Consider the following 26,063-nt stretch of genomic DNA (forward strand, 5'->3'; position numbering starts at 1 on the left):
TTTTGAACCATGTGATTAAATACTCTTTTATTGGCTACTAGAAGTGATACAAAGACTTGTTTTTAATAAAAGGTTAATCAGATTTTATTTGATTGATTGTCTCTTTCCATTTCATTAAGGTAATTCTCTATTTTCATCAGCATTAAAGGATTGTTGTATATTTTACACAAGTTTATGGCATCTAAATAGTAGCTTTTGAGTTGTTTTTTATCCATAAATTGAGTTCCTGAATTGGCTAAGAGTATTAACAAGGGAGCTAATTGATAACTAGTTTGTTTTGCTTTACAAAATTCAATAGTTTCCATAGCTTCTTGAATGGCTTCACTGTATTTTTCCTTATTCAATAAGTAATGAGCATGGTTATAACGCACTCTAATAAAACCGAAAAGAAATTCTTGATTATCAAGATCATGGTATTGATAGATTTCTAATAATCGAGAATAGTTAAGTTCATACTCCTGTTCACGGCCAACCAGTGAATAAAAGTTAGATAGCGTATTAAGGACTTTTAGATACGTAGGAGATTGAGAAGAGAGTTTGGCTAATAGACTTTCTAAATGGGCGATAGCTATGGATTTTTTAGAATCTTTATAGAATTCGAGAATAGACTCTATCCATTCAAGATATATCTGATCGTCTAAGGATAGAAAACTTTGCTTTCCCATTTCTAATTTGTAGATATAATATAAATCTTCATAATTTCTATCTTCCAGTAGTCGAGAAGATAATTGCTTGAAACTGGATAAGTTAGATTTTACTTCTATCTGTTCATTAAAAAAATAGTCTAATGGTACTTCCAAACGTTGGGATAGCCTAAAAAGGAGATCTGCGGAGGGCATAAAACGCCCCCTTTCAATTTTACTGATTTGACTTTGCTCGCAGATGCCCTCTGCCAGAGCTTGTTGAGATAAACCCAGTTCTTTTCGTTTTAATCTAAACTTTTCTGATAACATGTTCATAAAGAGAAACCAATTTCCTTGCTAGTTATTTCGAACACTATTATATCCTTTTTAGTTCTAAAAAGCAAATAAAAGTAAAAAAATAGTTTGTTTTGTTATAAAAAAATAAAAAAGTTTAAAATTACATATTTTTGATTGACAAGATAATAATATAGTTGTAGAATCAAATCAAGATAAAGAAGCAATACCTAGAACTACTAAGTAAAATTATTCCATCTTGTTTTGTTGAACTAACCGTACATCCATCTTATATGAGAGGGATGGCAGGAATTGCTGATTTTTTATTAGACACTCTTAATGTCATTGATGATAGATTTCTTTTAGAAAAAATAGAAAATCATGTCACTAAAATCATTAATAATTTAGAATTATTTTTTGATGACGTTGAGCAGTTACACCTTGGTGAACAACTCTTTAAGCTTTCGGCAGATTTAACAACAGGTACTTCGGGAATCTTGTTGGTGCTTAAAAGATATCAAGATTTTAAGAAAACAGGACTTCCTTCATCAAGCTATCTGTTTAATTTAGATAACTACTTCACCCCAATTGAAGAGGAGAGATTATGAAATTAATTAAATATTTGAATACACGTTATCTGTTACTGACCTTATTTTTTTCCTTACTCACAGGCTTGGATACTTTGGTTATGCCAGTTTTTGTAAATTCTGTGATAGACTCAATAGAAAATAGAGATCTAAACAGTTTATTAATGGCTTCTTTTTACGGTATTATAGGATACAGTCTCTTAAAAGTAACTTACTTTTTATGGCAGGTGTGTCATCATAAATTAATGTTGCATTTTAATATAAGTATTAAACAAGAAGTTATGAGCAAGGTGTTTTTAAAAACTGAAAAGTCAGATTTTATTCAAAATATTCTTTATCGCGATATTGATATGATACAACAAGACTTTATTCGTTCCTTGCTTGATATCATTTATTGTTTATGGTTTGCCCTCATTTCAGCAGTCTATATTTTTAGTATTAGCTGGGAAGTATCATCTGTCTTTATTTGTTTTTCTATTATTCCCTTATTAATTCCCAAGATATTTTCTAAAGCCATAAAAATTAAAAGTACTAATGCTAGTCAAAAGAATCAACTCTTTTTACAGGAGACAAATGAGGACATCAAAGCCCTCTCTGTTATTAGACACTATCTAAGGATACCTTATTTTTTGGAACGTTTCATATTTAGATTGAGAGAAACACAACAAGCTGATTACGACCTATCGTGGCTAAAAAATGTAGCCAATCTCTGCATTGGGTTGGTTAGTGGCTTAGCTGGCTTAATGCCATTTGTTTTTGGAGGGTGGTTAGCTATCCAGGGAAATGTTACAGTTGGTGGTCTAATTGCAGTATTCTTAGCAAGTGATAGAGTGTTAAGCCCTTTAGAAAGTGCCTTCTCTCTATGGACTAATGTGGTCGCGGCAACTCCGATTAAAGAAAAACTAGAATCAATTCTTGATACTAATCCAGTGGAAACGTCTGCTCAAGACATTAGTTTTTCTATCGAAAGCATCACATTTGATTCTACAGAAATTGGTCATGTATCTCGCTTATATACTCTTAACGCCAATATTAGCAAAAATGAAAAAATATTGCTAATTGGACCGTCTGGGAGTGGTAAATCAACATTATTTGCAACCCTTTTCCAAGAGGTTTCACCACTATCTAATAAGATTTTGATTAACAATCAAGATTTAATGAGTTATTCTCAGAATAGTCTATTTGCTACGATTGGCTATATCCCTCAAGAGCTTATTATTTTTGAGGAAAGTTTAGCATTTAATATTACATTGGGAGAGAGGTTTACTGATGAGGAGGTTGAAACTGTTCTAGTAAAAGTTGGTTTAGGTCAATTGGTAGATACTAAAGGTTTGTCTTATCATGTTGGGGAAAATGGCTGTCGTTTATCTGGTGGTGAAAAAGCTCGAATCGTTATTGCCAGAGCGCTGATTCGTGACTATAGTTTATTGTTAGTTGACGAATTTGCAGCTTCTCTAGATAAGAAAACTGCTAGTCAAATTAGAGATTTATTATTAAATCTGGATATTACTCTAATTGAAATAGCCCATCATTTTGATAATAAAGATAGACAACAGTACCATCAAGTTTGGCATATCGAAGAAAACGAAATTAACATTTTTAGGGAAGCAAGAAATTGAACACTATAAATGTACTGTAATTTTCATTGCATAGCCAATCTTTCTGTGGAAAGTCTATTGGTTTAAAACAAATGTAACAAAAAGGCTATCAATTGATGGCTTTATTCCCAGCTTCTATTCAGCGTTCAGATTGAGGAACAAATGAGTGAGTGTATAAGTATTCGTTTTGATTAGATAACACAAAAAATCCGCCCGAGAGCGGATTTTTCTTATGCTTACCCCACCAAAATAGCCAGGGTTTGGTAAGGTTGCAGGGTAACTTGGTCACCCAGTTCAACACTCTCGTAGTTGCTGATAAGGACTTGACCTGTCTGATAGACTTCTGGCAAGTCAAGGGTGGCTGTTTCAGCAAAGAAGTTGTTGAGAACCAAGAGTTTCTGCTCACCCAGTTGGCGTTCAAAGGCGTAAACCTTGTCGCTGTCTGCGTAGGCAGCTAGGTAGTCGCCTTCTGCGATGATTGGCAAGGTCTTACGAAGTTTGATCAATTCTTGGTAGAATGGGAAGATTTTGCCTGTTTTCTCAGTTTCCACATTGATGGTTTCATAGGATTTACCAGCCTTCAACCAAGGAGTGCCTGTTGAGAAACCAGCATTGGTTGAGCTGTCCCACTGCATAGGTGTCCGAGAGTTGTCGCGGGATTTGGCCTGGATAATCTGGAAGGCTTCCGAAGGCAGCTTGCCATTTTCCAACAGCATGGCATAGGCGTTGAGGCTCTCCACGTCCACATAATCGTCCATGCTATCGTAGTCAGGGTCCAGCATGCCAATCTCTTCGCCCATGTAGATGTAAGGCGTGCCGCGAGACAGGTGGATGGAGGCCGCCAGCATGGTCGCCCCCTCGTTGCGGAAGTTGGCCACATCGACAAAGCGGTTGAGGGCCCGTGGTTGGTCGTGGTTGTTGTAGAAGAGGGCGTTCCAGCCATTGCCAGCACTCATGCCCTCGCCCCAGCTGTGGAAGAGCTCCTGCAGGGCCTTGAAATCAAAATCCATGATGGTCCACTTCTGGCCATCTTGGTAGTCCACCTTGAGGTGGTGGAAGTTGAAGGCCATGGACAGCTCTTCCCGCTCAGGTGCCGTGTAGAGGATGCAGTTCTCAACCGTGGTCGCTGACATCTCGCCCACAGTCATGAAGCTTGGGTCGCTACCAAAACTGGCCTGGTTGAGGGCGTGGAGGTAGTCGTGGGTGATTGGCCGGTCGGTGTAGGCTGGCTTGCCATCGTTAATCGAGCAGTCTTCCAGGACCTCATCCTTACCAATCAGGTTGATCACGTCAAAGCGGAAACCCTTGACCCCCTTGTTTTTCCAGAAATTGACCACCTTGAAGAGCTCCTCACGAACATGGGGGTTTCGCCAGTTGAGGTCGGCCTGGGTCACGTCAAAGAGGTGGAGATAGTATTTACCTGTGTCACCAAAAGGTGCCCAGGCATTGCCGCCGAACTTGGATACCCAGTCGGTTGGCTCATCCCGCAGGATAAAGAAATCCTGGTAAAACTTATCACCAGCCAGGGCCTTCTGGAACCACTCGTGGTCAGTTGAACAGTGGTTGAGGACCATGTCCAGCATAAAGTCGATGCCGTACTTCTGACCTTCTGCCACCAGGCATTCAAAGTCTGCCATGGTGCCAAAATCAGGGTTAACAGCCGTGTAGTCAGAGACATCATAACCATTGTCCCGCTGCGGGCTTGGGTAAAAGGGGTTGAGCCAGACCATGTCGATGCCCAGCTCGGCCAAATAAGGGAGTTTGTCGATGATACCAGCCAGGTCTCCCACACCATTGCCAGTCGTGTCCTTGTAGGACTTGGGGTAAATCTGATAGACCACCTTGGTCTTGTCGAGTGCCATAAGGACTCCTTTCGTTTTTTAGTAAAATAGCAGAGCTAAGCAATTGCTTAATTCTCAGATTAAGCTAAAAAGAATTTGACATCACATCAGATGCTAGCACATCATTCTTTGACAGATTAAGAAAAAATTAATAGAATAAAGGAAGAAAGCGATAACAATCTGTTTCTTGTTAGAAAAGGAGGAGTTTACAAAATCGAGGAACCACTATAAATACAACAAGGAGAAAATCAATGAAGCATTTTAAAAAATCAATACTAGCTACTGTCAGAAATGTCCTTAAAGAGTGGGCATGGTCTATCATTGCGCCTCCCTTTATCTTCTGGGCAAGTTTGTTTACACCAGCCTGGGATTTTCTAGGTGACCGTCATTCTTACTTTATCGATAGCGTCTATTTTAAACTCTTCCCCATCCTCGGCATAGCCTTCATTGCCCTTGCGTTACTCGGTCGTCAAGCCAAATTCTTCTTATTTGGCTTGGTCCTCGTTTTTGCTTTTCCCATCAGTTGGGGATTAGCATATGCTCTTTTCGGTCCGTAAATCATAGCGGTTTTTAGTCTTTTGACTAAAAACCGCTTTTCTTATCAATAACCTAGAACTTTTTATTACAGTTTAACTGTCAAGAGGTTCTCACCACGGGAGATTTGGCGTGGCAGGTCACCTGCAGGAGACAGGTCAAATTGGTCGGCATTGGTCACGATAACTGGTGTTTCAGTAACCAAACCAGCTTCAGTAATAACCGCTGTGTCAAAGCTAATCAGCTTGTCACCTGCTGCGACGCGGTCGCCTTGGGCAACGTGAGCTTCAAAGCCACGTCCTTCCAGGCTAACCGTGTCCATACCGATGTGAATCAGCATTTCCAGACCTTCAGCTGTCGTCAAACCGATGGCGTGTTTGGTTGGGAAGAGGACAGAAACGGTACCAGCTACTGGAGCAGTCAGAAGACCTTCGCTAGGCTCAATCACCACCCCTTGACCCATCAAACCTTGGGCAAAAACTGGGTCAACAGCGGTTGACAACTCTTTGACTTGACCTGCTAACGGGCTTTGAACAGCAAGTTCAGCGGTAGCAACCGCAGCAGGACTAGGCTTTTTTACAGGAGCCTCAGCAACTGGTCGGCTCGCTTTAGCCTCATCTTCAGACTTGGTCAAGAAACCAACCTTACGGAAGACAAGGGTCAAGACGATTGGCACGATGATAGCGACAGCCATTGCCAAGAGGAAAGCAACCCAGTACTGAGGTTTGATGGCCAAGATGCCTGGCAGACCACCAACACCGATAGAGTTAGACTGGATGCCAAGGGTGGTTGACAGGAAGCCAGCAAGACCTGAACCGGCAAGACCCGCTACAAATGGGTAAACGTATTTAACGTTAACACCGAAGAGGGCAGGCTCCGTAACACCCAGATAGGCTGAGATAGCTGCTGGCAAGGAGATACCAGCTTCTTTTTCATTGCGACGGTTCATGAGGTAGTAACCAAAGACCGCTGAACCCTGAGCAATGTTAGACAGGGCAATCATTGGCCAGAGGCCAGTACCGCCAGTATCTGCAATCAACTGAGTGTCGATAGCGTTGGTCATGTGGTGAAGACCAGTGATTACAAATGGGGCGTAGAGGGCACCGAAGACCAAACCGAAGATTGATTTCAAGGGACCAGTCAAACCAGCCAAGACGATGCTTGACAGGCCTTGACCCAACCACCAACCGAATGGACCCAAAACAGTGTGGGCCAAAATCAGGGCAGGAAGGAGAGACAGGAATGGTACAAAAATCATTGAAATCACTTCTGGGATGCGTTTACGCCAGAAGATTTCCAGGTAAGACAGGGACAAACCAGCCAAGAGGGCAGGAATCACCTGAGCCTGGTAACCGATACGGTTGATGGTAAAGCTACCAAAGTTCCATACCCAGTCGCTGGCAATCACGTCAGCAGCTGTTCCTGGTACGGCATAAGCGTTAAGCAACTGTGGTGACACCAAACAGATACCAAGGACGATACCCAGGATTTGAGAGGTCCCCATCTTACGGGTTACTGACCAAGTAATCCCTACTGGCAGGAAGTGGAAGATGGCCTCACCTGGCAACCAGAGGAAGTGGTTCACACCATTCCAGAATGGGGAAACTTGTGTGATGGTGTTCCAAACAGGGTTACCATCTGCGTCGAAAACAGGTTTGCCGTCAGCCATGGCTTGGCCCAGCCATTCCATGCCGACACCTTCAAGCAGGTTACGGAAACCGAGGATCAAACCACCAACGATGATGGCTGGCAGGATTGGGGTGAAGATTTCTGCCAACATGGTCATGACCCGTTGGACAGCGTTTTGGTTGCTCTTGGCAGCTGATTTAGCCGCTTCTTTTGACACGCCTTCGATGCCTGAAACAGCTGTGAAGTCGTTGTAGAAAATTGGCACATCGTTACCGATAATCACCTGGAACTGACCAGCATTGGTGAAGGTTCCCTTAACCGATGACAGGTTTTCGATGGCGGCAACATCTGCCACCTTGTCGTCCTTGAGGACGAACCGCATACGGGTCGCACAGTGGCTAACCGCGTTGATATTGTCTTTGCCGCCGACGGCCTCTAGGAGGCGTTTGGCGTCTTGTTCAAACTTTGCCATTTGAAAATCTTTGCTCGTAGTGAGCTCCTCTCTGTTAATGTAAGACCCATTGTAACCGATGACAAACTTGTCTGCAAGATGTTTGGTGCGATTTTTTGATTTTTTTGTTAAAATAAAGGAACTTGTCTGCTAAAACAACGACATTTGAAAAGAAAAAGGTGTTTTATGAAAAAGTATGAAATTGTTTTCAAGGATTTAGAGGCTAAAATCCTGTCTGGCAAACTGGCTCCAGGTGACTATTTGCCCACCGAATTTGAATTGGTTGAACTCTACCAGGCCAGCCGAGACACCATTCGCAAGGCCCTCAAACTCCTGACTGAGGCAGGCTTGATTGAAAAAATGCAGGGCAGAGGCACCCAGGTCACCAAACGCCAACGGGTCAACTTCCCCGTTTCTGAGCTGACCAGCTACCAAGAATTAGTCCAGAGCCTGGGCATGCACTCGGTCACCAAGCTGATCAGCATCGATAAGGTCATCATTGATGACCAGCTCTGCCATTTGACCGGAATGGCTAAAAACGCCATCGCCTGGCGGGTCACCCGCCAACGGGTCGTGGACGGCACCGCAGCGGTGGTGGACACCGACTACCTGCTCAAGAGCCTGGTCCCCGACATGTCTCGGGAAATCGCCGAGCGGTCCATCTATGCCTATCTAGAGTGCCAGCTGGGACTGTCTATCGCCTATGCTCAAAAGGAAATCACCATCGACCATGTGACCGACAGCGACAAACGGCTCTTGGACCTGGGCAAGGAGCAGCATGTGGTATCGGTCAAATCCCAGGTCTTTCTGGCTGACGGTCGCCAGTTCCAGTTCACCGAGAGCCGCCACAAGCTGGAAAAGTTCCGCTTTGTGGACCTGGCCAAACGAAAACGGGGCTAGAACCGCTTTTTACTTGCCCAGTACCATAAAGTCTTCTATAATTGGGGTAAGAACCTCAGGAGGTGGTACACGATAGAAGTAGCCAAACAAATTTTTTCTTATCTCCTTATCTTTTTCGCTCCTCTCCTTGTCATCTTGGCCGTCAATCTTTACCCCTATCTGCTTGATATGCTCCTTGGTAAACCAGACCGCCCCTTCCTGCAACAGACGCTATGGGGCTTAGAAAAGATTGGTCGCCGCTACTTCCCCAAGGTCAAGGTCACCAAAACCTACACCGCCCGTGTCCTGATCCATCACCAGCTATCGCCTGAGCCCGACGATTACAGCTCCTTTAGCGAGCATGTTCTTTTGGGAAAATTAGCTGTGCCAGCTGACACCGACTTCTCAACCGCCTTTTTCGATAACAACCAAGACCTGATTGACCAGGTGGCCCAACACCTCAAGCCCCACCTAGAAACCAGCTACCCCAATGCCAATGGGCAAACCCTGACCACCAAACTAGTCAAAATTTGCCAGCTGGATGATGTCCTGGATCAGGTGACTTTCCAAGGAGAGGTTCTGGAAATCAACGATCGACTCTACACCTTTACCCGAAAGATTAGTTTGGAAGAGTTCTTGAATCTCTACGAGTTCGGACTGGAGGTTGATGATGACTGAACCAGAGAAAAAACAAGCCCTCTTTGTCCTAACCGTCTGCCTGATTGGAGTCTTGACTATCCTGCTTACTCCCTGTCTTCTGATGACTTGAAAAGCTCCTGCCATGGCAGGAGCTTTTGTCTATAATTTGGCCTTAACCTGTCGGTAAATCAACTGCCCTGTCAGGACAGGGAGCTTATAAGTCCGCCGTAAAAAACCTGCGACCTCTTCCTCAGACTTGCCTGAACGAATCTGATCCGCCACCTGCTTGATAAAATCAGGATTGTTGAGCAGCTGCTGGGCCTTGCCCTGCTGCTTGCGGTAAAGGGTGAAGACAAAGACTCCCCAGGCCGCTAGAGCCAAACCAATATACAAGCTATCCATCCTTACTCCCCTTTCTGCTTAGACTGATAGTACTTGACCCAGGACTTGCTACCCCAAGTAGCCAAAATCGTGATGGCAATAACAGCGACAATCTCCAAAAACAATACCATATCCATGAGTAGTCCTCCTTGTAATCGTTTACTCTATTATAGCAGATTTTTCAGGAAATTGCAAAAGTGGATCAGGAACCAGCTTTTTAAGAACCTGTATTCACAATCGAAGGATTTGATTGACTAGGCTAGTTTTGGTGCAATCGAGAAACATTTTTGCAGAAATACTGCCCGTATGACCAAAAAATGTGACAAAGAGTGAGCCAAAACTAGCCAGTCAGGTGAAGGCTGAGATGTGAATACAGGTTCTAAGTTATTTTTCAAATTAAAAAAGAGGCTGGGACAAAAAGATTTTGATTTGCGGAATCACATAGCCTCCCCCTTTTTTTGAAATAACAAAAGCAAAAAAAAAGCGAACAAAGATAGATTCTGACTTTCAGAAATTATTCTTTGTTCGTTTTTTACATTGGAGTTTGGACTTTTTCCCATCCTCAAAACTAATTATGGTTTCAAATAGTGAGCTAAAACGTAACCAACAACTACTCCGCCTGCAATAGCAGCTGCAATAACCATGACATCACCTCCTTTTATATAGCCAAGTAATTACTAATTTTGAATAGCGTAAAGAACAATGCCAGCAGCAACACCAATAATGAATCCTGCAATCATCGTACATCCTCCTTGTAAAATTAATTAACTTTTTATGACAAAACCTAAGGTTTCAAATAGTGAGCTAAAACGTAGCCAACAACTACTCCGCCTGCAATAGCAGCTGCAATAACCATGATATCACCTCCTTTTATATAGCCAAGTAATTACTAATTTTGAATAGCGTAAAGAACAATGCTAGAGTAACAATCGATAAAACGACTAATCGTTTCTACACCAAGAGTAGCTCGATATCAAACAAACTATCGCATCCACCATAAAGGTAGCGGAATAATAATTGGTATCAGTATTGGAAACCGCATTTTCTCCTCCTCACTTTCTATTTTTATAATCTAAAAGAAGAGTTGTTGGACCTTTTCAAGGAAACAACAAGTACAAGTGCAATAAGCAATAGCCAACCGAAAGAAAATCCTAGCGCCTCTGTCACCAAGGAACCTGTCGGAATTTCAAAAAACTCCATATAAGCTCCCAAGAAACTGTATCGGACAATCTTAGCTATCCCATTATTGGATAGTGCGAGGCTCGGAGCTAGAGAAATAAACATCGCAAACAGCATCGCAATAACCTGTGACTGGGATTGGGAAACCGAACGAATTCCAATATAAAAGTTAATAAGCATTGAAACAAGTGCCGTCACTAACAGTCGTACGCTGTAATTCATCCAAAACTCAGACACATCTGTTTGAGTGATTAAAGGGAATAAAACAAGGTTAACTAAACTGATAACAATCGGATAGAACAAAACAGATAGAATATACTCAACTGGTCTGACACCGCTCAAGAGCATTGTATTGAGTGTTTTTTTCTCCTTTTCCTCAGCAATCATAGCGGAGATTGGGTTTCCGACAGCCATACCAATAGCCATTGAATAGCAAAGCGACATTAAAGCCATCCCTCTCATACCCTCGGTATTCATGGTAAACTTAAAGAGCAGGACTAAGGCATAGGGCATAACAGTAGGAACTAAAATATTTTTATTGGTTAAAAAAATCTGAGTTCTTAACCAAAGAAGAGCCTGTAATCGTCTAAACATTTAATTTATCTCCTGTTCGTTTAATGAAAATTTCCTCTAAAGTCGGTTCACAAGAATGAATCGTGACAACTTGAGAACAATCTAATTTTACCAATTCGGAAAACAGTAATTCACCTTCCCTTTGATCTGCAAAAGCAATCCTCACCCTTTTATTAGTGTTGTATTTGGCAATAATCGCTTTGGGGCTACCTTGTTCAACAAGATTTCCCTGATTTAACAAGACCAATTGGTCACATAAGAGAGTCGCCTCAACCATATCGTGGGTGGTTAAAAAAATCGTTGTCCCTTGAGCCTTCAAGCTCAAGAGGAGCTCATGAATTTTCCGAGAGGTTGTCGGGTCTAAACCGCTTGTTGGTTCATCAAGAAAAAGTAATCTAGGGGTGTTAATCAGGGCTCTGACTAAAAGCATCCGTTGTTTCATACCGGTTGATAATTTTTCCGCCAACACTTTCTTACTATCAGCCAGGCCAACGCTTTCCAGTAACCTATCAACAACTTCTCTGCCAACACCATAAAGACGAGCATAAAAGCTAAGGTTCTGTTCAAGTGTCATTTTTTCAAAAAATCCGCTTTCAGCACTTAACAGTCCCATCTGCTCAAAATCTTCCGGTTCAAGTTGACGAGAATCTTTGCCTAGAATCTTAGTCAAACCACTATCAGCTGCCAGCTGACCTGTTAAAATCTTAATCAAGGTTGTCTTGCCCGATCCAGACGGGCCAAGAAATCCAAAAATCGTTCCCTCCTCAACCGTAAAACTAATTTGCGATAGAGCTATTTTCTCACCAAATGCTTTGGACACTTGAGAGACTTGAATCATATCAACCATTTTCTTTCTCCTTTAAGGTATTCTAATAACTTATTCGTAACAGCTTAGCAAAAAATCAATAAAATTTTTAATTTTTTACCAGTTTGAATAGCTATCCGAATCGTCAATCAAACTACCAAACTGTCTAACTGATTATTCGCTAAAGCATTACAATTAACACTCATTTTTATATTTTTTCCAGACAAAAAGCCCTCACCAAAAGGCGAGAGCTAATAATATTTACTCAAACACAAACTGGTTGTGGTAAAGTTCGGCATAGAAGCCGTCTTGTTTGAGGAGCTCCTTGTGGTTGCCCCGCTCCAGAACCTCGCCATCCTTGAGGACGATGATTTCGTCTGCCTTCAAGATGGTCTTGAGGCGGTGGGCAATGACAAAGCTGGTTCGGCCAGCTACCACGGCCTCCATGGCCTGCTGGATTTTGGCCTCGGTCACCGTATCCACGTTTGACGTCGCCTCGTCCAAAATTAGGACTTGGGGGTCAGTCAAAAGGGTTCTGGCAATGGAAATCAACTGCTTCTGACCGGTTGAAAAGACGTGGTGGTCATCAGATACCTGGGTCTCATAGCCTTCTGGCAGGCTCATGATAAAGTCATGAATATGGGTGGCACGCGCCGCAGCCTCCACCATCTCCTGACTGGCATCTTCTGAACCGAAACGGATATTGTCCGCAATGGTCCCGCTAAAGAGCACCGATTCCTGCAAGACAATCCCCACCTTGCTCCGCAGACTGTCCAGGTCATAATCCCTGATGTCCACACCGTCAAAGCGAATGCTGCCTGCATCCACATCATAAAAGCGGTTGAGCAGGTTCATGATGGTGGTCTTGCCCGAACCAGTTGGACCAACCACGGCCACCATCTTGCCCTTAGGTGCTGCAATCGAGACATGTTTTAGGACAGGTTTGCCAGGCACATAGCCAAAGCTGATGTCGTCGATGACAACCCCCTCTCGCAGTTCCTCAAAGCGAGAGGCATTGACCGGCCGCACTTCCTCAGGCTGGTCGAACATCTCTTGAATCCGCCCTGCCCCTGCAAAGGCCAGCTGCAACTCGGCCCACGAGGCCGAAACCTGGATGATGGGCTGGTAGTATTGCTGGGCGTATTGGACAAAGGTCACGACTAAGCCCAGGGCTGCTGCCGTTGTTAGGCTGGTGTCTTTGAGGACAATAGCAGAGCCGCCAAAGATGACGATGGCAATGTTAAGGAAGTTCATGCCGTTCATGATGGGAAAGAGCAAACCACCAAAGAGACGACCCTTGAAGGTCACCTGACGCACCCGTTCATTAAGTGCCACAAACTCATCAATGGTCTCCTCCTGCAAGCCCTGAACGATGATGATTTTCTGGCCAGAGATTTTCTCGTCCATAAAGGCATTGAGGCGACCGACTTCCTCCTGTTGCAGCTTGCTGTATTTTTTCGACAGGCGAATGATCACAAAGAGGAAGATTAAGGCCACAGGCGTTGAGGCCATGGTCAAGAGGGCCAAACGGGCGTCCTGACGGAACATCATGATCACCAGACCGATGTAGAGGGCGATGTTGGACACCACCTGGGTCAGGCTCTGGTTAAAGGAGTTCTGGATATTGTCCAAATCGCTGGTAAAGCGAGACAGGATGTCCCCGTCCTTGTGGGTGTCAAAGAAGTTAATGGTCAGGCGTTCCAGTTTCCCAAAGAGGCCCTTACGCATCCTGTTGGTCGAGTGGGCCACGATACGGTTAAAGAGGAGGGAATAGGTCAGGTTGGCCAAGACCGTACAGATGTAGGCCAAGAGCAACTTGGTCATGACGGCCCCAAAGGCTGCCTTGCTGGGTTCAACCAGGGGCTGGCCAGTGGCTTCAGCCACCGCCTTGGCCTTAAAGAACTCACCTGCCCAGTTGCCCAGCTCGGTCAAGGCCTGACCTAGAAAGACAGGCACCTTGACCTGGAGGTAGGTCGAGACCACGATGGCCAGAAAAATCAGGGCAAAACTGAGTTTATATCGTTTGAAGTAAAACCAGAAAAAACGTGCTGTTGTCATCTTAGTCCTCCTGTCCTTTCTGTGTTTCGTAGATTTCTCGGTAGATGGCATTGGTTGCCACCAATTCCTTGTGGGTTCCCTCGCCAATCAGGCGGCCCTGATCCAGAACCAGGATTTTATCCGCCTTGACAACGGACGAAATCTTCTGGGCGATGATGATGGTGGTCGTGTCCTTCAAGTCATGGTTGAGGGCCTCTTGGACCAGCTTCTCAGACTTGGCATCGAGGGCTGAGGTTGAATCGTCTAAAATCAGCAGTTTAGGTTGGCTGATAACCCCACGGGCGATGGACAGGCGTTGCTTTTGCCCACCTGAGAAGTTGTTGCCCCGCTCCTCAACTTCACTCTCGTAGCTGTCGGCCAGCTTGTCGATAAACTCCTTGGCCTGGGCGATGCCTGCTGCCTGCTCCAAAAGCGGCTGATCTGCTCGGCTATTGCCCTGCCGAAGGTTATCGGCGATGGTCCCGCTAAAGAGAATGGCTTTTTGCAGGACGATGGAGACGGTCTGGCGAAGGGTCTCCTGGCTCAGGGTCTTGAGGTCCCGTCCACCGAGGAGAATCCGCCCCTCCTGAGGGTCAAAGAGGCGAGGAATGAGCTGGGCAAGCGTGGACTTACCAGCCCCAGTCGCCCCAACCACACCAACCATCTGGCCAGCCTGGACGTTGAAACTGATGTCCTTGAGCATGGGCTCGTCCTCACCAGGGTAGGCAAAGGTCACTCCTTCAAACTGGAGGTCTCCTGTCAGGTCCTCAGCAGAACCGTCCACAAAGGTCAGGGCTGGCTCAGTGTCCAAAATCTCCCCAATCCGCTTGAGGGAAACCGCCGCCCGACTGGCCTGCATGCCCATAAAGCTGACCATCATGATGGCAAACATGATCTGCATCATGTAGGTCATAAAGGAAGCAATGCCGCCGATGGCATCTGGCTTGGTATCCACCATGCCAGCCACCATGTAGATGGCTGCAAAGACCGCCAGATAAGACACCAGGGTCAGGGCTGGCATCATGATGGAAAAGGTGGTCCCGATGGACAGGTTGAGCTCCAAAAGGTCGTTGGAAGTGGCTTTAAATTTGTCGTACTGGTTCTTTTCCTGGACAAAGGACTTGACCACACGGGCACCGCGGAGGTTCTCCTTGGCCGTGCTGTTAATCTTTTCCATCAATTTCTGGAAGCGACCAAAGCGTGGCCCCATCTGCCCCATGATGGTGAACATGGTGCCCCCAATCAGGATCACCATAAGCACCAAAATCCACCAGAGTTCTGGCAGGGTCTTGATGGCCATGATAAAGGCTCCGATAAAGAGGATAGGCAGGCGGAGCAGGACCTGAAAGACCATCATCATCAGGTTTTGGATCTGATTGACGTCGTTAGTCAGCCGCACCACCAGGTTGCCTGCATTGAAGGCCTCGATATTGGCGTAAGAAAAAGTTTGAATCTTGCGGAAGGCCTGCTCTCGCAGGTCAGCGGACACGCCCTGGGCAATCTTGGCGGATAGAACCGCATTGACCGCACCGGCCACAAGCCCCATCAGGGCCAGGCCGACCAATTTGATACCGACCTGGTTGATAGTGGTTTGGTCATCCGCCAAAATGGCCGTCAGGACCTCCTGCATAAACTGGGGCTGCATGAGACCGCTGGTCACAATCAGACCCGTCATGACCACCGACAGGCCGACAAAAAGCCGATAGGGCTTTAATAACTTCATTAACATGGCTATTTCCTTTCTGCCTCGCCCATAGCGAGGGTTTTTGCTTTTTCAAGTAAATGGCTGAGCAGGGAAGCCAGCTCACCCGGGTCACCCGCATGCCCCTCACAGACCTGCTGGTTCCAGCCCTGCTGGATGCCCTGAATCAGGCTCTCATAGGACCGACCCAAGGCCGTTGGCTGGATGACCTTGACCCGCTTGTCCATCTGGTGAACCTCGCGACTAATCAAGCCCCGTTGCTCCAGGGCTTGCAGGTGCCTGGCCACATGAGCCTTGTCCCAGAGAAAGGCCTTGGCCACATCATCCTGACGGCAACCCGCATGACGGTAGAGGTAGGATAAGAGCAGCATGTCTGCCAGTGACAGGTCGGTCTGGGCTGCCTCCAACTCTCGTTTATAGTAGGCCAAGAGGTGTCGATTGATGATTAAAAGTTGACGGCTTAACTCCATCTGCCCCTCCTAAAAGTGTGATTTAGTTAGTTTAGCTCAATTAGTTGATGTTGTCAACTAAATTACTCCACAACAGGAGCTTTTTGTCGTATTTTCAAGAAAGTTTCTGAAAAAACATGACCATAAAAGACTTTTGCAGGTTTTCACCCCATTCCCCACAAACCGCCACATGACTTTTCGAGCAAGTTATGATAGAATAGAAAAAATAACAACAGGCTAATAAGGAGTTTTTATGACCCAACAAACCATCGCTGTCCTGGGACCTGGTTCCTGGGGGACGGCCCTGGCCCAGGTTCTCAACGACAACGGCCACACCGTCCGTCTCTGGGGTAACATTCCAGCACAAATCGAGGAAATCAACACCAAGCACACCAACAGTCACTACTTCAAGGACGTGGTTCTGGACGATAAGATTACTGCCACTACCGACCTCAAGGCTGCCCTGGAGGGAGCTGACGCTGTCCTCTTCGTCGTTCCGACCAAGGTCACTCGTCTGGTGGCCAAGCAGGTGGCAGAAACCCTGGACCACAAGGTTACGGTCATGCACGCCTCAAAAGGGTTGGAGCCTGGCACCCACCAACGCTTGTCAATCATTTTGGAGGAAGAAATCCCTGCTGACCTGCGGAGCGAGATTGTCGTGGTCTCTGGCCCCAGCCATGCCGAGGAAACCATTGTCCGTGACATCACCCTGATTACGGCTGCCTCAAAAGATTTGGCTGCCGCCAAGTACGTCCAAGAACTCTTTGGCAACCACTACTTCCGCCTCTACACCAACACCGATGTGGTTGGGGTAGAAACAGCCGGTGCCCTCAAAAACATCATTGCCGTCGGGGCTGGTATCCTGAGCGGGCTCGGTTTTGGAGACAATGCCAAGGCCGCCATCATTACCCGAGGCCTAGCAGAGATTACCCGACTGGGTATTGCTTTGGGAGCCAATCCCCTGACTTACAGCGGTCTGTCTGGCGTTGGCGACCTCATTGTCACAGGAACTTCAGTTCATTCCCGCAACTGGCGGGCTGGTCACGCTCTTGGTAAGGGCGAACAGCTGGCCGACATCGAAGCCAATATGGGCATGGTCATCGAGGGCATCTCAACCACCAAGGTCGCCCACGAATTGGCTCAAGAACTCGGCGTTTACATGCCCATCACCGCAGCCATCTACCAAGCCATTTACGAGGGGGCGGATATCCGCCAAACCGTTCTGGACACGATGTCCAATGAGTTCAAAGCCGAGAACGAGTGGGCATAGATTGCCTGCTCCCAGCTCTGCTATTTCCAATACCTAAACAGTCAGAAAGAAAAAATCATGAAAAAAGTTAGAAAAGCTGTCATCCCAGCCGCTGGTTTGGGAACCCGCTTCCTGCCAGCCACCAAGGCCCTAGCTAAGGAAATGTTACCCATCGTGGACAAGCCCACCCTGCAATTCATCTTTGAAGAAGCCCTCAAATCAGGCATCGAAGACATCTTGGTGGTGACCAACAAGGCTAAGCGATCTATCGAAGATCATTTTGATTCTAACTTTGAGCTGGAGTACAACCTGCGTGAAAAAGGTAAGGACGACTTGCTCAAGCTGGTTGACGAGGCAACTGCCATCCGCCTGCACTTTATCCGCCAGAGTTATCCCAAAGGTTTGGGGGACGCCGTTTTGCAAGCCAAAGCCTTTGTGGGCAACGAGCCTTTTGTTGTTATGCTAGGCGATGACCTCATGGACATCACGGATGAGACCGCTGTGCCCTTGACCAAGCAACTCATCACCGACTACGAGAAAACCCACGCCTCAACCATCGCTGTTATGGAGGTTCCCCACGAGGAGGTCTCCTCTTACGGTGTCATCGCCCCTCAGGGTGAGAGCCTGCACGGCCTTTACAGCGTGGAAACCTTCGTGGAAAAACCAAAACCTGAGGACGCCCCATCAGATTTGGCCATCATCGGCCGCTACCTCCTGACCCCTGAGATTTTCGACATTTTGGAAAATCAAGAGCCAGGGGCTGGTAACGAGATTCAGTTGACAGATGCCATCGATACCCTCAACAAAACCCAGCGCGTTTTTGCCCGTCAATTCACTGGCAAACGTTACGACGTTGGCGACAAGTTTGGTTTCATGAAGACTTCAATTGACTACGCCATCCAGCACCCGCAAATTCAAGATGACCTCAAAGACTACATCATCAAGCTGGGCAAGGAATTGGAAGGCAAAACCACACCAGCTCAGAAAGACTAGACAAAGAGGCTGGGACAAAAAGAGGTTGATTTTGCGAAATCTCATACTATTATCCCCTGATGAAACCAAAAAACGAACAAAGAGAGGTTCTGATTTTCAGAAATCCTTCTTTGTTCGTTTTTAGTATTGGGGTTTGGAGCTTTGTCCCAGCCTATTTTAGAACAAGTAAAAGAGGGCTAGCATAGCCAAACTCAGGCCAACAAAAGCCAGCAGGGCCTGAACTTGTTGGGCTCGGGAAAAGGGGCGGGGCCAGACCTGATTGGGCAGGAAAATCGCACAGAGACCGCCTCCGATGGCCCCGCCTAGATGGCCCCAGATGTTGATGTCTGGGCTAAAGAGGTTAAACACCAGGTTAATCAAAATCATGGTCTGGAAACTTCGCCCCATCTGTTTAAGAAAGGGGCTCTTGCCAAAGTAACCCAGAGCAGCAACCCCTGCAAAGAGGCCAAAAATCGAGGACGACGCGCCAGCTGACAGAACCTGGGGTGCCAGCAGAATGGTTAGGAGGCCCCCGAAAACACCTGACAAGGTAAACAAGGTCAGGTAGATCCGAGGCTGCCAGAGCTGCTCGGCTATTCTCCCAACGATGTAGAGGCTAAAGGCGTTCATGAGCAGGTGCTGGAAACCGATGTGGACCAGGTTGGACGTGAGGAGCCGCCACCACTGGCTAGGGTCCAGCTCAATCGCTAGGCCCAGAAGGCCACCAAAGGTGAAAATGGCCTCGTTACTGGTGGCACGAAAGGGGTAGAAGAGGTTCATGAGGGCAAAAACCAAGACCAAAAGGCCCAGCAGGCTCATGGTGACGGGCTTATCTCGGAAGGTTTCTTTCAGTAGGGTCATCAATCAAAAGCTCCTTTACAGGGATGTCGTGGGGGTCTGGGGTCAAGTCGCCCAGCTGAAAAGCGTAGGCCGTGGCTAGGGTCGCTCCCGCATAATCAGCCAGGTAGCGGTCGTAAAAACCACCGCCGTAACCCAAGCGGTAGCCCCTGGGGTCAAAAATCAAACCAGGCACATGAATCAGGTCAATCTCAGCCTTGGGCACGGGCTGGTCACTAGCTGGCTCCAAGATGCCAAAGGCCCCTGCCACCAACTGGTCAGGGTCATAGGCCACAAAAATCATCTTCCCCAGCCCCAAGACCTTGGGTACTAGCACCCGCTTGCCGTCCGCCAAGGCCTGGGCTATGAGGCCGCTGGTAGCCACCTCGTGGGGCAAAGACAGGTAGGTCGCTAGGGTCTCGGCCTCCCGATAGGCTGGACTAGCCAAAAACCCTGCCAAGAGCCGCCTATCGGCTGCGGTTTTTTCTTCTTTTGGAAAATGCTTGAGTTTCGCTAAGATTTGCGAGCGTTGGCTGGTTTTACTCATACTCCCATGATACCAAAAATTTACCAACTTGAAAAATATTTACAAATCCAAAACCGTTTAAGGTTCGTTTAAGCTTACTCAGTTATAATTAAATCCTTCCTAAAACTACCACTTTTCCCAGAGTGGTGAGTGATAGCTAACCCTATTACTCTCTTTTTCATAAATCTCCTAAGTCAATCTTTCCCCAAAAGGTTGACACCCCAAAAAAGCCACCTGCTCCTAAAGGTGGCTTTTTTGACGTCAGATGAGGGGATTGCCCCTTGCCAGCCAGACCAGTTTGGTCTATAATAGACCCATAGTTTCTGAAAGAAAGAGGATTAGTATGCTTGATTTGATTGCCATTCGCAGGGACCTCCACCAGATCCCTGAAATCGGCCTGGAGGAACACAAGACCCAGGCCTATCTGCTAGAGCTAATCGCCCAAATCACCAACGACAAACCCTATATCCAGACCAAGATCTGGCAGACTGGAATTCTGGTTTTTGTGCAGGGCCATTCCCCCAAAAAAACCATCGGTTGGCGAACCGACATCGACGGCCTGCCCATCCTTGAGGCGACCGACCTGCTCTTTGCCAGCCAGCACCAGGGGCGGATGCACGCCTGCGGCCATGATGTCCACATGACCATTGCTTTGGGGCTTTTGGAAAAAATAGCCGAGCAGCAACCTGCCAACAACCTCCTCATCTTGTTCCAGCCAGCCGAGGAGAACCTGGCTGGGGCCAAGCTCATGTTTGACGACGGTGCCTTTGGCGACTGGCTGCCAGATGAGTTCTATGCCCTCCATGTTCGGCCAGACCTGGCAGTTGGGCAGTTGGCTACCAACACCGGCACCCTCTTTGCTGGCACCTGCGAAATCAAAATCACCTTCCACGGCAAGGCCGGCCATGCGGCCTTCCCTCATCAGACCAGGGACGCTCTGGTGGCGGCCAGCTACTTTGTGACCCAGGTTCAGACCGTGGTCAGCCGAAACGTTGATCCCATTGAAGGGGGCGTGGTGACCATCGGCCACATGACCGCTGGCACCACCAACAACATCATTGCCGATACAGCCTTCTTGCACGGCACCATCCGCAGCCTGACCCAGAAAAACAGCCTGCTCATGCAGGAACGGGTCCGTCAGCTGGCTCAGGGGGTGGCCCAGTCCTTCGGTTTGAGCGTTGACATCGAGCTCAACCAGGGCGGCTACCTGCCTGTGGAGAATGATGCTGAATTGGCCCAAAACCTCGTGACCTTCTTTGACCAGCACGACCAGGTGGATATGCTGGCCTGCCCGCCTGCCATGACAGGAGAGGATTTTGGTTACCTGCTGCAACAAGTTCCCGGTGTCATGTTCTGGTTAGGGGTTGACACCCCTTACCCCCTTCACCACCCGCAAATGAGCCCTGATGAGGCCGCCATCCCCCTGGCTGTATCTGCCGTTGGTGACTTTTTGTTGAGCCGTTTAGGAGGTCAAGCATGAAGATTTTAGTCACGGGTTTTGAACCCTTTGGCGGTGAAAACCGCAACCCAGCCCTGGAAGTGATTCGACGCTTGCCGTCCAGCCTGGCTGGAGCTGAGATAAAATGTCTGGAAGTCCCTGTGACCTTCCATCAGTCGGCTACGGTAGTGGCTGAGACCATGGCGGACTACCAGCCTGATGTGGTTCTCTGTATCGGCCAGGCAGGCGGTCGTTTCGGCCTGACCCCTGAACGGGTAGCCATCAACCAAGACGATGCTAGTATCCCTGACAATGACGGTCAGCAACCCATCGATGTGACCATTCAGGCGGACGGGCCTGCTGCCTATTTTTCTACCCTGCCCATCAAGGCCATGGTGGCAGCCATTCGGGCAGCTGGCCTGCCCGCCTCGGTGTCAAATTCGGCTGGGACTTACGTCTGCAACCACCTCATGTATCAGGTCCTCTACCTGGCTGACAAATTCTATCCTGACACTCGAGCAGGTTTTCTCCACATTCCCTTCCTGCCAGAACAGGTGGTGGACAAGCCCAACACGGCTTCCATGGCCCTAGAGGACATCTGTCGAGGGGTCGAGATTGCTCTAGAAACCATCGTTACCCACAAGGGACAGGACGATAAGCACTTGGTTGCAGGAACAACCCACTAAAAGGAGGACAGACATGACAACACCCACCATCACCCAACTCTTGCAGAAAGCCAGTGCCTTTCGGACGGCCGTTCGGGTCTATGATGACCGCCAGGTGGCCCGTGAGGATATGGAACTGTTGCTAGACTTGGCCCATCAAAGCCCATCATCAGTTGGGCTTGAGGGTTGGCGATTCCTAGTGGCCGATAACAAGGCTTTGGATGCCCAGCTTAAAGCCGACCTCAAGGCGGTTTCTTGGGGTGCTCAGCCCCAGTTTGACACGGCTAGCCACATGATTTTCTTGGTGGCTGAGAAAAACGCCCGCTACGATAGCCAGAGCATCCACCAGAGCTTGATTCGCCGTGGCCTGACGTCGGAGGAAGATCTGGCCAGCCGCCTAAGCCTCTATCAAGCCTTTCAGGAGCGAGATATGGCCATAGCTGACAACCCGCGGGCTCTCCTGGACTGGACAGCCAAGCAAACCTACATCGCCATGGGAACCATGATGACTGCTGCTGCCCTGATGGGGCTGGATACCTGCCCAATCGAGGGCTTCCACTTTGACCGGCTCAACGCCATCATGGCCGAGGCAGGTTACATCGACCCAGCCAAGGAGGCGGTGGTCTGCCTGCTGTCAGTCGGTTACCGCCTGCGAGACCCCAAGCACCCAAAAACCCGCAAACCTCGCTCAGAGGTGGTCGCCTGGCTCACAGATCAGGCCTAGAAAGTGGCAATCCCTCCTCTGAACATAGACAACGATGGAAAAATAGCACACACAGCTTGTTAACCTCACCCTGCATCAACTCTTAAAACTGCTGAATTTATAGCGTTTTTAAGGGTTTTTCTGTTTTTTACAACAGAAAAAAGAGTGAAGAAAATGTCTATTTTGGACAATTTTCTTCAATCGCAGGAGCAAGCACTCCTTTTTTCTTTTGGTCATCGCTAAGCAGAGAAACAAGCTCAGCCTGATGAAACCAGCTCCTGTTGCTCTGCCATTTCCCAAAAGAAAACCCCAGCAAGGCTGGGGCAAATGTTAGAACCTGTATTCACAATCGAAGTATTTGATTGACTAGGCTAGTTTTGGTGCAATCGAGAAACATTTTTGCAGAAATACTGTCCGTATTGCCAAAAAATGTGACAAAGAGTGAGCCAAAACTAGCCTGTCAGGTGAAGGCTGAGATCTGAATACAGGTTCTTAATCTTCTTTGGGCAGGACCAGGTTGAGGAGGACACCCACCAGGGCGGACAGGGCAGTCCCTGAAATCACCAGGCTAGAGCCCAGCTGGAGGACGGCACCACCCAGACCAAGCACCAGCATGGCTGACGCGATAACCAGGTTGCGGGAAGCACCGAAGTTAACCTTAGACTTAATCAGAACCTTGAGGCCGTTGCTGGCGATAACCCCGTAGAGGAGGATGGACATGCCACCCAGAACCGCTGTCGGAATGGTCGAAATCAAAGCCGTGAACTTGGCACAGAAACTGAGGCCAATGGCGATAAAGGCCGCGTTGCGAATCACCGACACGCTGGCGATGCGGGTCATGCCGATAACACCCGTGTTCTCACCGTAGGTGGTGTTGGCAGGGCCACCGATAAAGGCCGACACGGCCGTCGCCACCCCGTCACCCACCAGGGTCCTGTTCAAACCTGGCGTTTTGAGGAAGTTGCGACCCGTAATCTCGCCCAGCACCATGTGGTCGCCGATGTGCTCAGCGATGGTGACGATGGCGATTGGGAGAATGGCTAGCGCTTCTGGACCCAAGTAGAGCTTGTACTGACCCCAACCTGCAACCCCAGTCGCAAAGGGCAGGCTGATGGTCGGCAGGGCGAACCAGGCCGCTTCCTTAACTGGCGTGAAGTCAACCAGGCCCAAGAGAGCCGCGACCACATAACCGCCCGCAATGGCAATCAGGAAGGGAATAACCTTGGCAAAGCCCTTGCCCTTGGTCTGAACCAGGACCGCAATCATAAAGCTGACCCCAGCCACCAGCATGTTACGCCAGTCGCCGTCCTTGACAAAACCAGCACTGTTAACCGCTGTGCCTGCCAGACCCAGACCGATAACGATGATCATGGGACCAATCACCACAGGTGGCAGGAGCCGGTCAATCCAGGCCGTCCCCACCTTGCCCACCAAGAGGGCCACCAAAACATAAATCAAACCAACCAGGATAATCCCTGTCTGAGCTGCCGAGATGTCACCGCCCATCTGCTCCTTGGCAAAGCCCATGGCTGAGATGTAGGCAAAGGACGAGCCCAGGTAAACTGGCACGCTAAAGCGAGTGGACACCATGTAAATCAGGGTGCCGATACCCGATGCTAAGAGGGCGGTCGATACCGACATGCCCAAGAGCAAGGGCACCAGGATGGTCGCCCCGAACATGGCAAAGACGTGCTGAACACTCAGCAACAGGCCTTTGCCCAGCTCTGGGCTCTCGTGAATATCAAACAACAATGTTTTTTCTGCCATACGGCCTCCTTTTGTCAACGGGCTCTTTTTGCAAAAAAAGAGCCTCGGTAATCTGAAACGAGACTCTGGATATTCGAGCGTGCGGAAAAACACCTTTTCCTGTTTGCCGACTTGTTCAGCTTACCTTGTGGCCATCGCCACTAGTAGGCTGGACAAATCCCTGTCGAAGTCCCTTGGAAAGCTCTCTGTCTCTCCTTAAAAGTCCTTATTTCTTGACCATTATACACAGTTTTTAGAAAAATGGCAAGGGGTTTTTGAAAAAAAGTTTGTTTTTTCCAAAAACCAAGCCACAAAAAAACCAGCTGTCCAAGGACAGCTGGATTCTTTCTCGTTAATGAGTGAAAGTCACTAGACGTGATTATTTCAATGAAGTTACGTAGTAAGCGTGACCTTCGTTGTTCCAACCTTTAGCAACAAGACCAGCAGCTTCTTCTGCATTAGCAGTAAAGTGGTGGTTACCAGTGTTAGGGTTGTAAAGACGTTTAACAGATACACCTTCTGAAGCAGTGTAGAATACAATCTCGCCTTTAGTCCAGCCTTTAGCTACAAGACCATTGATTTCTTCCATGTTGGCAGTGAAGTGGTTGTAACCTGAAGGGCTAGTTACAGCGTAAACAGGAGTACCAGTTGCAGGAGTTACGAATGCAACACCTTCAAGGTTCCAGCCAGAAGAACGCAGGCTTGATGCACGACCTGCATCTGTAGTGAACCAGTGGAAACCAGTTGATGGGTTGTAAAGACGAGTAACAGAAACTGTTTCAGCTTTTACTTCAGCTTGAGCTTGGTCAACCAATTTCTTGATTTGGTCGTTAGTCAAACCGTTTTTGATCAAAGCCAAACGAGCATCTTCAAGTTCTGCTTTCAACTGAGCTTCAGCAGTTGTCCAGTCAGCAAGAGCAGCCTTAGCATCTGCAACTTTCTTAGCAGCAGCAGCTACAGCGTCTTGAGCTGTTTTGATTTTAGCATCTTCTTCAGCAGCTGTTTTAGCCAAAGCTTCAGCTTTAGCTACTTTTGCATCTTCCAAAGCTGTGTTAGCAGTCGCCAAAGCTGTGTTGTAGGCAGCAATTTTAGCGTTAGCAGTGGCGATGTCAGCATCCAAAGCTTCGATTTGTGCACCACGTTCAACACTGTTAATACCAGAGTTCAAGTTCAAAAGACGTTTAGCATCTTCAAACTTCGCAATAGCGTCTTGCTCAGCTTTAATAGCGTCAGTAATAGTTTTTACATTAGCTTCTTTAGCTGCAATATTAGCATCTTCAGTTTCAGTTGTTGTTTTAAGTGCTTTTGTTTTAGCTTCACCAGCTGCAGTCAAGGCAGTGTTAGCAGTTTCCAAAGCAGCTTCTTCTTTTGTAAGAGCTTTTTTAGCACCAGCAACACCAAGGACATCTTGACCGTTGTTGTTAGTACCACCGTTTGCTGCCAATTTGTAAGCAGCGTCAGCTTCAACAAAGTTTTTGTTCAATACGAAAGCAGTGCTAGGTGTTTTTGGAACAACAACACTTTTCGCAAGTTCAACGTTGCTAGCTGCGTCAGCAGCAACAATCTGAGCACCAGCTGCAACAAGTGTAGCTACTGTCGCAAGAGTGATGAAAGATTTTTTCATGAAAGTTCTCCTCTATATAGAAAATATTCTGTATTATACTGCCTAAGCAATACTTACGTTTTAATTGTATCATTATCAGTTTTTGATGTCAAGAATTTTTAT

23 protein-coding genes are annotated in these 26,063 nt (G+C 47.4%); 10 read left to right on the top strand and 13 right to left on the bottom strand.

Annotated elements, in window-relative coordinates:
* Positions 1 to 77 precede the first annotated feature (77 nt).
* Positions 78 to 959 (bottom strand): helix-turn-helix domain-containing protein, encoded by an 882-nt coding sequence (locus AC3ARB_RS10380; RefSeq protein ID WP_488320465.1) that lies wholly within the window; start codon positions 957 to 959, stop codon positions 78 to 80.
* 260 nt (positions 960 to 1,219) lie between these two features.
* Between AC3ARB_RS10380 and AC3ARB_RS10385 the strand changes: the two genes are divergently transcribed.
* Positions 1,220 to 1,525, top strand: a complete 306-nt coding sequence (locus tag AC3ARB_RS10385; protein WP_488320466.1) for a hypothetical protein — start codon at positions 1,220 to 1,222, stop codon at positions 1,523 to 1,525.
* Complete coding sequence (locus AC3ARB_RS10390; protein WP_488320467.1) at positions 1,522 to 3,123, top strand: ATP-binding cassette domain-containing protein; 1,602 nt, start codon at positions 1,522 to 1,524, stop codon at positions 3,121 to 3,123. The genes AC3ARB_RS10385 and AC3ARB_RS10390 overlap by 4 nt, the downstream gene beginning before the upstream one ends.
* Positions 3,124 to 3,338: 215 nt before the next feature.
* Here AC3ARB_RS10390 and treC read toward each other — a convergent pair whose 3' ends face one another.
* Positions 3,339 to 4,964 carry an alpha,alpha-phosphotrehalase gene (gene treC, locus AC3ARB_RS10395; RefSeq protein WP_488320468.1) on the bottom strand — a complete coding sequence of 542 codons (1,626 nt, stop codon included), beginning with the start codon at positions 4,962 to 4,964 and terminating at the stop codon, positions 3,339 to 3,341.
* A gap of 230 nt (positions 4,965 to 5,194) precedes the next feature.
* Between treC and AC3ARB_RS10400 the strand changes: the two genes are divergently transcribed.
* Positions 5,195 to 5,500 (top strand): hypothetical protein, encoded by a 306-nt coding sequence (locus AC3ARB_RS10400; RefSeq protein WP_488320469.1) that lies wholly within the window; start codon positions 5,195 to 5,197, stop codon positions 5,498 to 5,500.
* 65 nt (positions 5,501 to 5,565) lie between these two features.
* Here the strand turns inward: AC3ARB_RS10400 and treP are convergent, their stop codons facing one another.
* On the bottom strand, positions 5,566 to 7,578 hold the full coding sequence (gene treP, locus AC3ARB_RS10405; protein WP_488320470.1) for a PTS system trehalose-specific EIIBC component: 2,013 nt from the start codon (positions 7,576 to 7,578) through the stop codon (positions 5,566 to 5,568).
* A 165-nt stretch (positions 7,579 to 7,743) separates the two neighbouring features.
* On the opposite strand from treP, the gene treR reads away from it, so the two are divergent.
* Positions 7,744 to 8,457, top strand: coding sequence for a trehalose operon repressor (gene treR / locus AC3ARB_RS10410; RefSeq protein ID WP_488320471.1), 714 nt, complete (start codon positions 7,744 to 7,746; stop codon positions 8,455 to 8,457).
* Positions 8,458 to 8,625: 168 nt separating this feature from the next.
* A complete protein-coding gene (locus AC3ARB_RS10415) occupies positions 8,626 to 9,114 on the top strand; it encodes a hypothetical protein (RefSeq protein WP_488320472.1) in 489 nt (162 codons plus the stop codon).
* A 120-nt stretch (positions 9,115 to 9,234) separates the two neighbouring features.
* Here the strand turns inward: AC3ARB_RS10415 and AC3ARB_RS10420 are convergent, their stop codons facing one another.
* The 6 genes from AC3ARB_RS10420 to AC3ARB_RS10445 form a co-directional block, all read right to left on the bottom strand.
* Positions 9,235 to 9,477 carry a hypothetical protein gene (locus AC3ARB_RS10420; RefSeq protein WP_488320473.1) on the bottom strand — a complete coding sequence of 81 codons (243 nt, stop codon included), beginning with the start codon at positions 9,475 to 9,477 and terminating at the stop codon, positions 9,235 to 9,237.
* 1,044 nt (positions 9,478 to 10,521) lie between these two features.
* Positions 10,522 to 11,229 carry an ABC transporter permease gene (locus AC3ARB_RS10425; RefSeq protein ID WP_488320474.1) on the bottom strand — a complete coding sequence of 236 codons (708 nt, stop codon included), beginning with the start codon at positions 11,227 to 11,229 and terminating at the stop codon, positions 10,522 to 10,524.
* Positions 11,222 to 12,046 (bottom strand): ABC transporter ATP-binding protein, encoded by an 825-nt coding sequence (locus tag AC3ARB_RS10430; RefSeq protein WP_488321560.1) that lies wholly within the window; start codon positions 12,044 to 12,046, stop codon positions 11,222 to 11,224. Before AC3ARB_RS10430 ends, AC3ARB_RS10425 begins: the two co-directional genes overlap by 8 nt.
* Before the next feature lie 228 nt (positions 12,047 to 12,274).
* Positions 12,275 to 14,071 (bottom strand): ABC transporter ATP-binding protein, encoded by a 1,797-nt coding sequence (locus AC3ARB_RS10435; protein WP_488320475.1) that lies wholly within the window; start codon positions 14,069 to 14,071, stop codon positions 12,275 to 12,277.
* A gap of 1 nt (position 14,072) precedes the next feature.
* Positions 14,073 to 15,779 carry an ABC transporter ATP-binding protein gene (locus tag AC3ARB_RS10440; RefSeq protein WP_488320476.1) on the bottom strand — a complete coding sequence of 569 codons (1,707 nt, stop codon included), beginning with the start codon at positions 15,777 to 15,779 and terminating at the stop codon, positions 14,073 to 14,075.
* Between the two features lie 2 nt (positions 15,780 to 15,781).
* Entirely contained in the window at positions 15,782 to 16,222 is a 441-nt protein-coding gene (locus AC3ARB_RS10445) for a MarR family winged helix-turn-helix transcriptional regulator (RefSeq protein WP_488320477.1), read from the bottom strand.
* Between the two features lie 232 nt (positions 16,223 to 16,454).
* Between AC3ARB_RS10445 and AC3ARB_RS10450 the strand changes: the two genes are divergently transcribed.
* Both AC3ARB_RS10450 and galU read left to right on the top strand, forming a co-directional pair.
* Complete coding sequence (locus AC3ARB_RS10450; protein WP_488320478.1) at positions 16,455 to 17,471, top strand: NAD(P)H-dependent glycerol-3-phosphate dehydrogenase; 1,017 nt, start codon at positions 16,455 to 16,457, stop codon at positions 17,469 to 17,471.
* Between the two features lie 57 nt (positions 17,472 to 17,528).
* On the top strand, positions 17,529 to 18,443 hold the full coding sequence (gene galU / locus AC3ARB_RS10455; protein WP_488320479.1) for a UTP--glucose-1-phosphate uridylyltransferase GalU: 915 nt from the start codon (positions 17,529 to 17,531) through the stop codon (positions 18,441 to 18,443).
* A 156-nt stretch (positions 18,444 to 18,599) separates the two neighbouring features.
* Here the strand turns inward: galU and AC3ARB_RS10460 are convergent, their stop codons facing one another.
* Both AC3ARB_RS10460 and AC3ARB_RS10465 read right to left on the bottom strand, forming a co-directional pair.
* Positions 18,600 to 19,283 (bottom strand): rhomboid family intramembrane serine protease, encoded by a 684-nt coding sequence (locus AC3ARB_RS10460; RefSeq protein ID WP_488320480.1) that lies wholly within the window; start codon positions 19,281 to 19,283, stop codon positions 18,600 to 18,602.
* Complete coding sequence (locus tag AC3ARB_RS10465; protein ID WP_488320481.1) at positions 19,252 to 19,806, bottom strand: 5-formyltetrahydrofolate cyclo-ligase; 555 nt, start codon at positions 19,804 to 19,806, stop codon at positions 19,252 to 19,254. Before AC3ARB_RS10465 ends, AC3ARB_RS10460 begins: the two co-directional genes overlap by 32 nt.
* A gap of 322 nt (positions 19,807 to 20,128) precedes the next feature.
* Between AC3ARB_RS10465 and AC3ARB_RS10470 the strand changes: the two genes are divergently transcribed.
* Genes AC3ARB_RS10470 through AC3ARB_RS10480 form a run of 3 tightly spaced genes read left to right on the top strand, consistent with a single transcriptional unit; the run spans position 20,129 to position 22,612 of the window.
* Positions 20,129 to 21,265, top strand: coding sequence for an N-acetyldiaminopimelate deacetylase (locus AC3ARB_RS10470; RefSeq protein ID WP_488320482.1), 1,137 nt, complete (start codon positions 20,129 to 20,131; stop codon positions 21,263 to 21,265).
* Entirely contained in the window at positions 21,262 to 21,909 is a 648-nt protein-coding gene (pcp, locus tag AC3ARB_RS10475; RefSeq protein ID WP_488320483.1) for a pyroglutamyl-peptidase I, read from the top strand. The genes AC3ARB_RS10470 and pcp overlap by 4 nt, the downstream gene beginning before the upstream one ends.
* A 13-nt stretch (positions 21,910 to 21,922) precedes the next feature.
* Positions 21,923 to 22,612: an NAD(P)H-dependent oxidoreductase gene (locus AC3ARB_RS10480; protein WP_488320484.1), complete on the top strand. Its 690-nt coding sequence runs from the start codon at positions 21,923 to 21,925 to the stop codon at positions 22,610 to 22,612.
* A 471-nt stretch (positions 22,613 to 23,083) separates the two neighbouring features.
* Here AC3ARB_RS10480 and AC3ARB_RS10485 read toward each other — a convergent pair whose 3' ends face one another.
* Together AC3ARB_RS10485 and AC3ARB_RS10490 are read right to left on the bottom strand one after the other, a co-directional pair.
* Positions 23,084 to 24,358 carry a uracil-xanthine permease family protein gene (locus tag AC3ARB_RS10485; protein WP_488320485.1) on the bottom strand — a complete coding sequence of 425 codons (1,275 nt, stop codon included), beginning with the start codon at positions 24,356 to 24,358 and terminating at the stop codon, positions 23,084 to 23,086.
* A gap of 358 nt (positions 24,359 to 24,716) precedes the next feature.
* On the bottom strand, positions 24,717 to 25,961 hold the full coding sequence (locus tag AC3ARB_RS10490; RefSeq protein ID WP_488320486.1) for a hypothetical protein: 1,245 nt from the start codon (positions 25,959 to 25,961) through the stop codon (positions 24,717 to 24,719).
* Between the last annotated feature and the right edge of the window lie 102 nt (positions 25,962 to 26,063).

It is taken from the genome of Streptococcus sp. ZY171113, assembly GCF_057748235.1.

Bases quoted from the DNA above. Each gene is read 5' to 3' on its own strand.
- AC3ARB_RS10380 (WP_488320465.1), bottom strand. From the start codon at position 959: ATGAACATGTTATCAGAAAAGTTTAGATTAAAACGAAAAGAACTGGGT.
- AC3ARB_RS10385 (WP_488320466.1), top strand. From the start codon at position 1,220: ATGGCAGGAATTGCTGATTTTTTATTAGACACTCTTAATGTCATTGAT.
- AC3ARB_RS10390 (WP_488320467.1), top strand. From the start codon at position 1,522: ATGAAATTAATTAAATATTTGAATACACGTTATCTGTTACTGACCTTA.
- treC (WP_488320468.1), bottom strand. From the start codon at position 4,964: ATGGCACTCGACAAGACCAAGGTGGTCTATCAGATTTACCCCAAGTCC.
- AC3ARB_RS10400 (WP_488320469.1), top strand. From the start codon at position 5,195: ATGAAGCATTTTAAAAAATCAATACTAGCTACTGTCAGAAATGTCCTT.
- treP (WP_488320470.1), bottom strand. From the start codon at position 7,578: ATGGCAAAGTTTGAACAAGACGCCAAACGCCTCCTAGAGGCCGTCGGC.
- treR (WP_488320471.1), top strand. From the start codon at position 7,744: ATGAAAAAGTATGAAATTGTTTTCAAGGATTTAGAGGCTAAAATCCTG.
- AC3ARB_RS10415 (WP_488320472.1), top strand. From the start codon at position 8,626: ATGCTCCTTGGTAAACCAGACCGCCCCTTCCTGCAACAGACGCTATGG.
- AC3ARB_RS10420 (WP_488320473.1), bottom strand. From the start codon at position 9,477: ATGGATAGCTTGTATATTGGTTTGGCTCTAGCGGCCTGGGGAGTCTTT.
- AC3ARB_RS10425 (WP_488320474.1), bottom strand. From the start codon at position 11,229: ATGTTTAGACGATTACAGGCTCTTCTTTGGTTAAGAACTCAGATTTTT.
- AC3ARB_RS10430 (WP_488321560.1), bottom strand. From the start codon at position 12,046: ATGATTCAAGTCTCTCAAGTGTCCAAAGCATTTGGTGAGAAAATAGCT.
- AC3ARB_RS10435 (WP_488320475.1), bottom strand. From the start codon at position 14,071: ATGACAACAGCACGTTTTTTCTGGTTTTACTTCAAACGATATAAACTC.
- AC3ARB_RS10440 (WP_488320476.1), bottom strand. From the start codon at position 15,779: ATGTTAATGAAGTTATTAAAGCCCTATCGGCTTTTTGTCGGCCTGTCG.
- AC3ARB_RS10445 (WP_488320477.1), bottom strand. From the start codon at position 16,222: ATGGAGTTAAGCCGTCAACTTTTAATCATCAATCGACACCTCTTGGCC.
- AC3ARB_RS10450 (WP_488320478.1), top strand. From the start codon at position 16,455: ATGACCCAACAAACCATCGCTGTCCTGGGACCTGGTTCCTGGGGGACG.
- galU (WP_488320479.1), top strand. From the start codon at position 17,529: ATGAAAAAAGTTAGAAAAGCTGTCATCCCAGCCGCTGGTTTGGGAACC.
- AC3ARB_RS10460 (WP_488320480.1), bottom strand. From the start codon at position 19,283: ATGACCCTACTGAAAGAAACCTTCCGAGATAAGCCCGTCACCATGAGC.
- AC3ARB_RS10465 (WP_488320481.1), bottom strand. From the start codon at position 19,806: ATGAGTAAAACCAGCCAACGCTCGCAAATCTTAGCGAAACTCAAGCAT.
- AC3ARB_RS10470 (WP_488320482.1), top strand. From the start codon at position 20,129: ATGCTTGATTTGATTGCCATTCGCAGGGACCTCCACCAGATCCCTGAA.
- pcp (WP_488320483.1), top strand. From the start codon at position 21,262: ATGAAGATTTTAGTCACGGGTTTTGAACCCTTTGGCGGTGAAAACCGC.
- AC3ARB_RS10480 (WP_488320484.1), top strand. From the start codon at position 21,923: ATGACAACACCCACCATCACCCAACTCTTGCAGAAAGCCAGTGCCTTT.
- AC3ARB_RS10485 (WP_488320485.1), bottom strand. From the start codon at position 24,358: ATGGCAGAAAAAACATTGTTGTTTGATATTCACGAGAGCCCAGAGCTG.
- AC3ARB_RS10490 (WP_488320486.1), bottom strand. From the start codon at position 25,961: ATGAAAAAATCTTTCATCACTCTTGCGACAGTAGCTACACTTGTTGCA.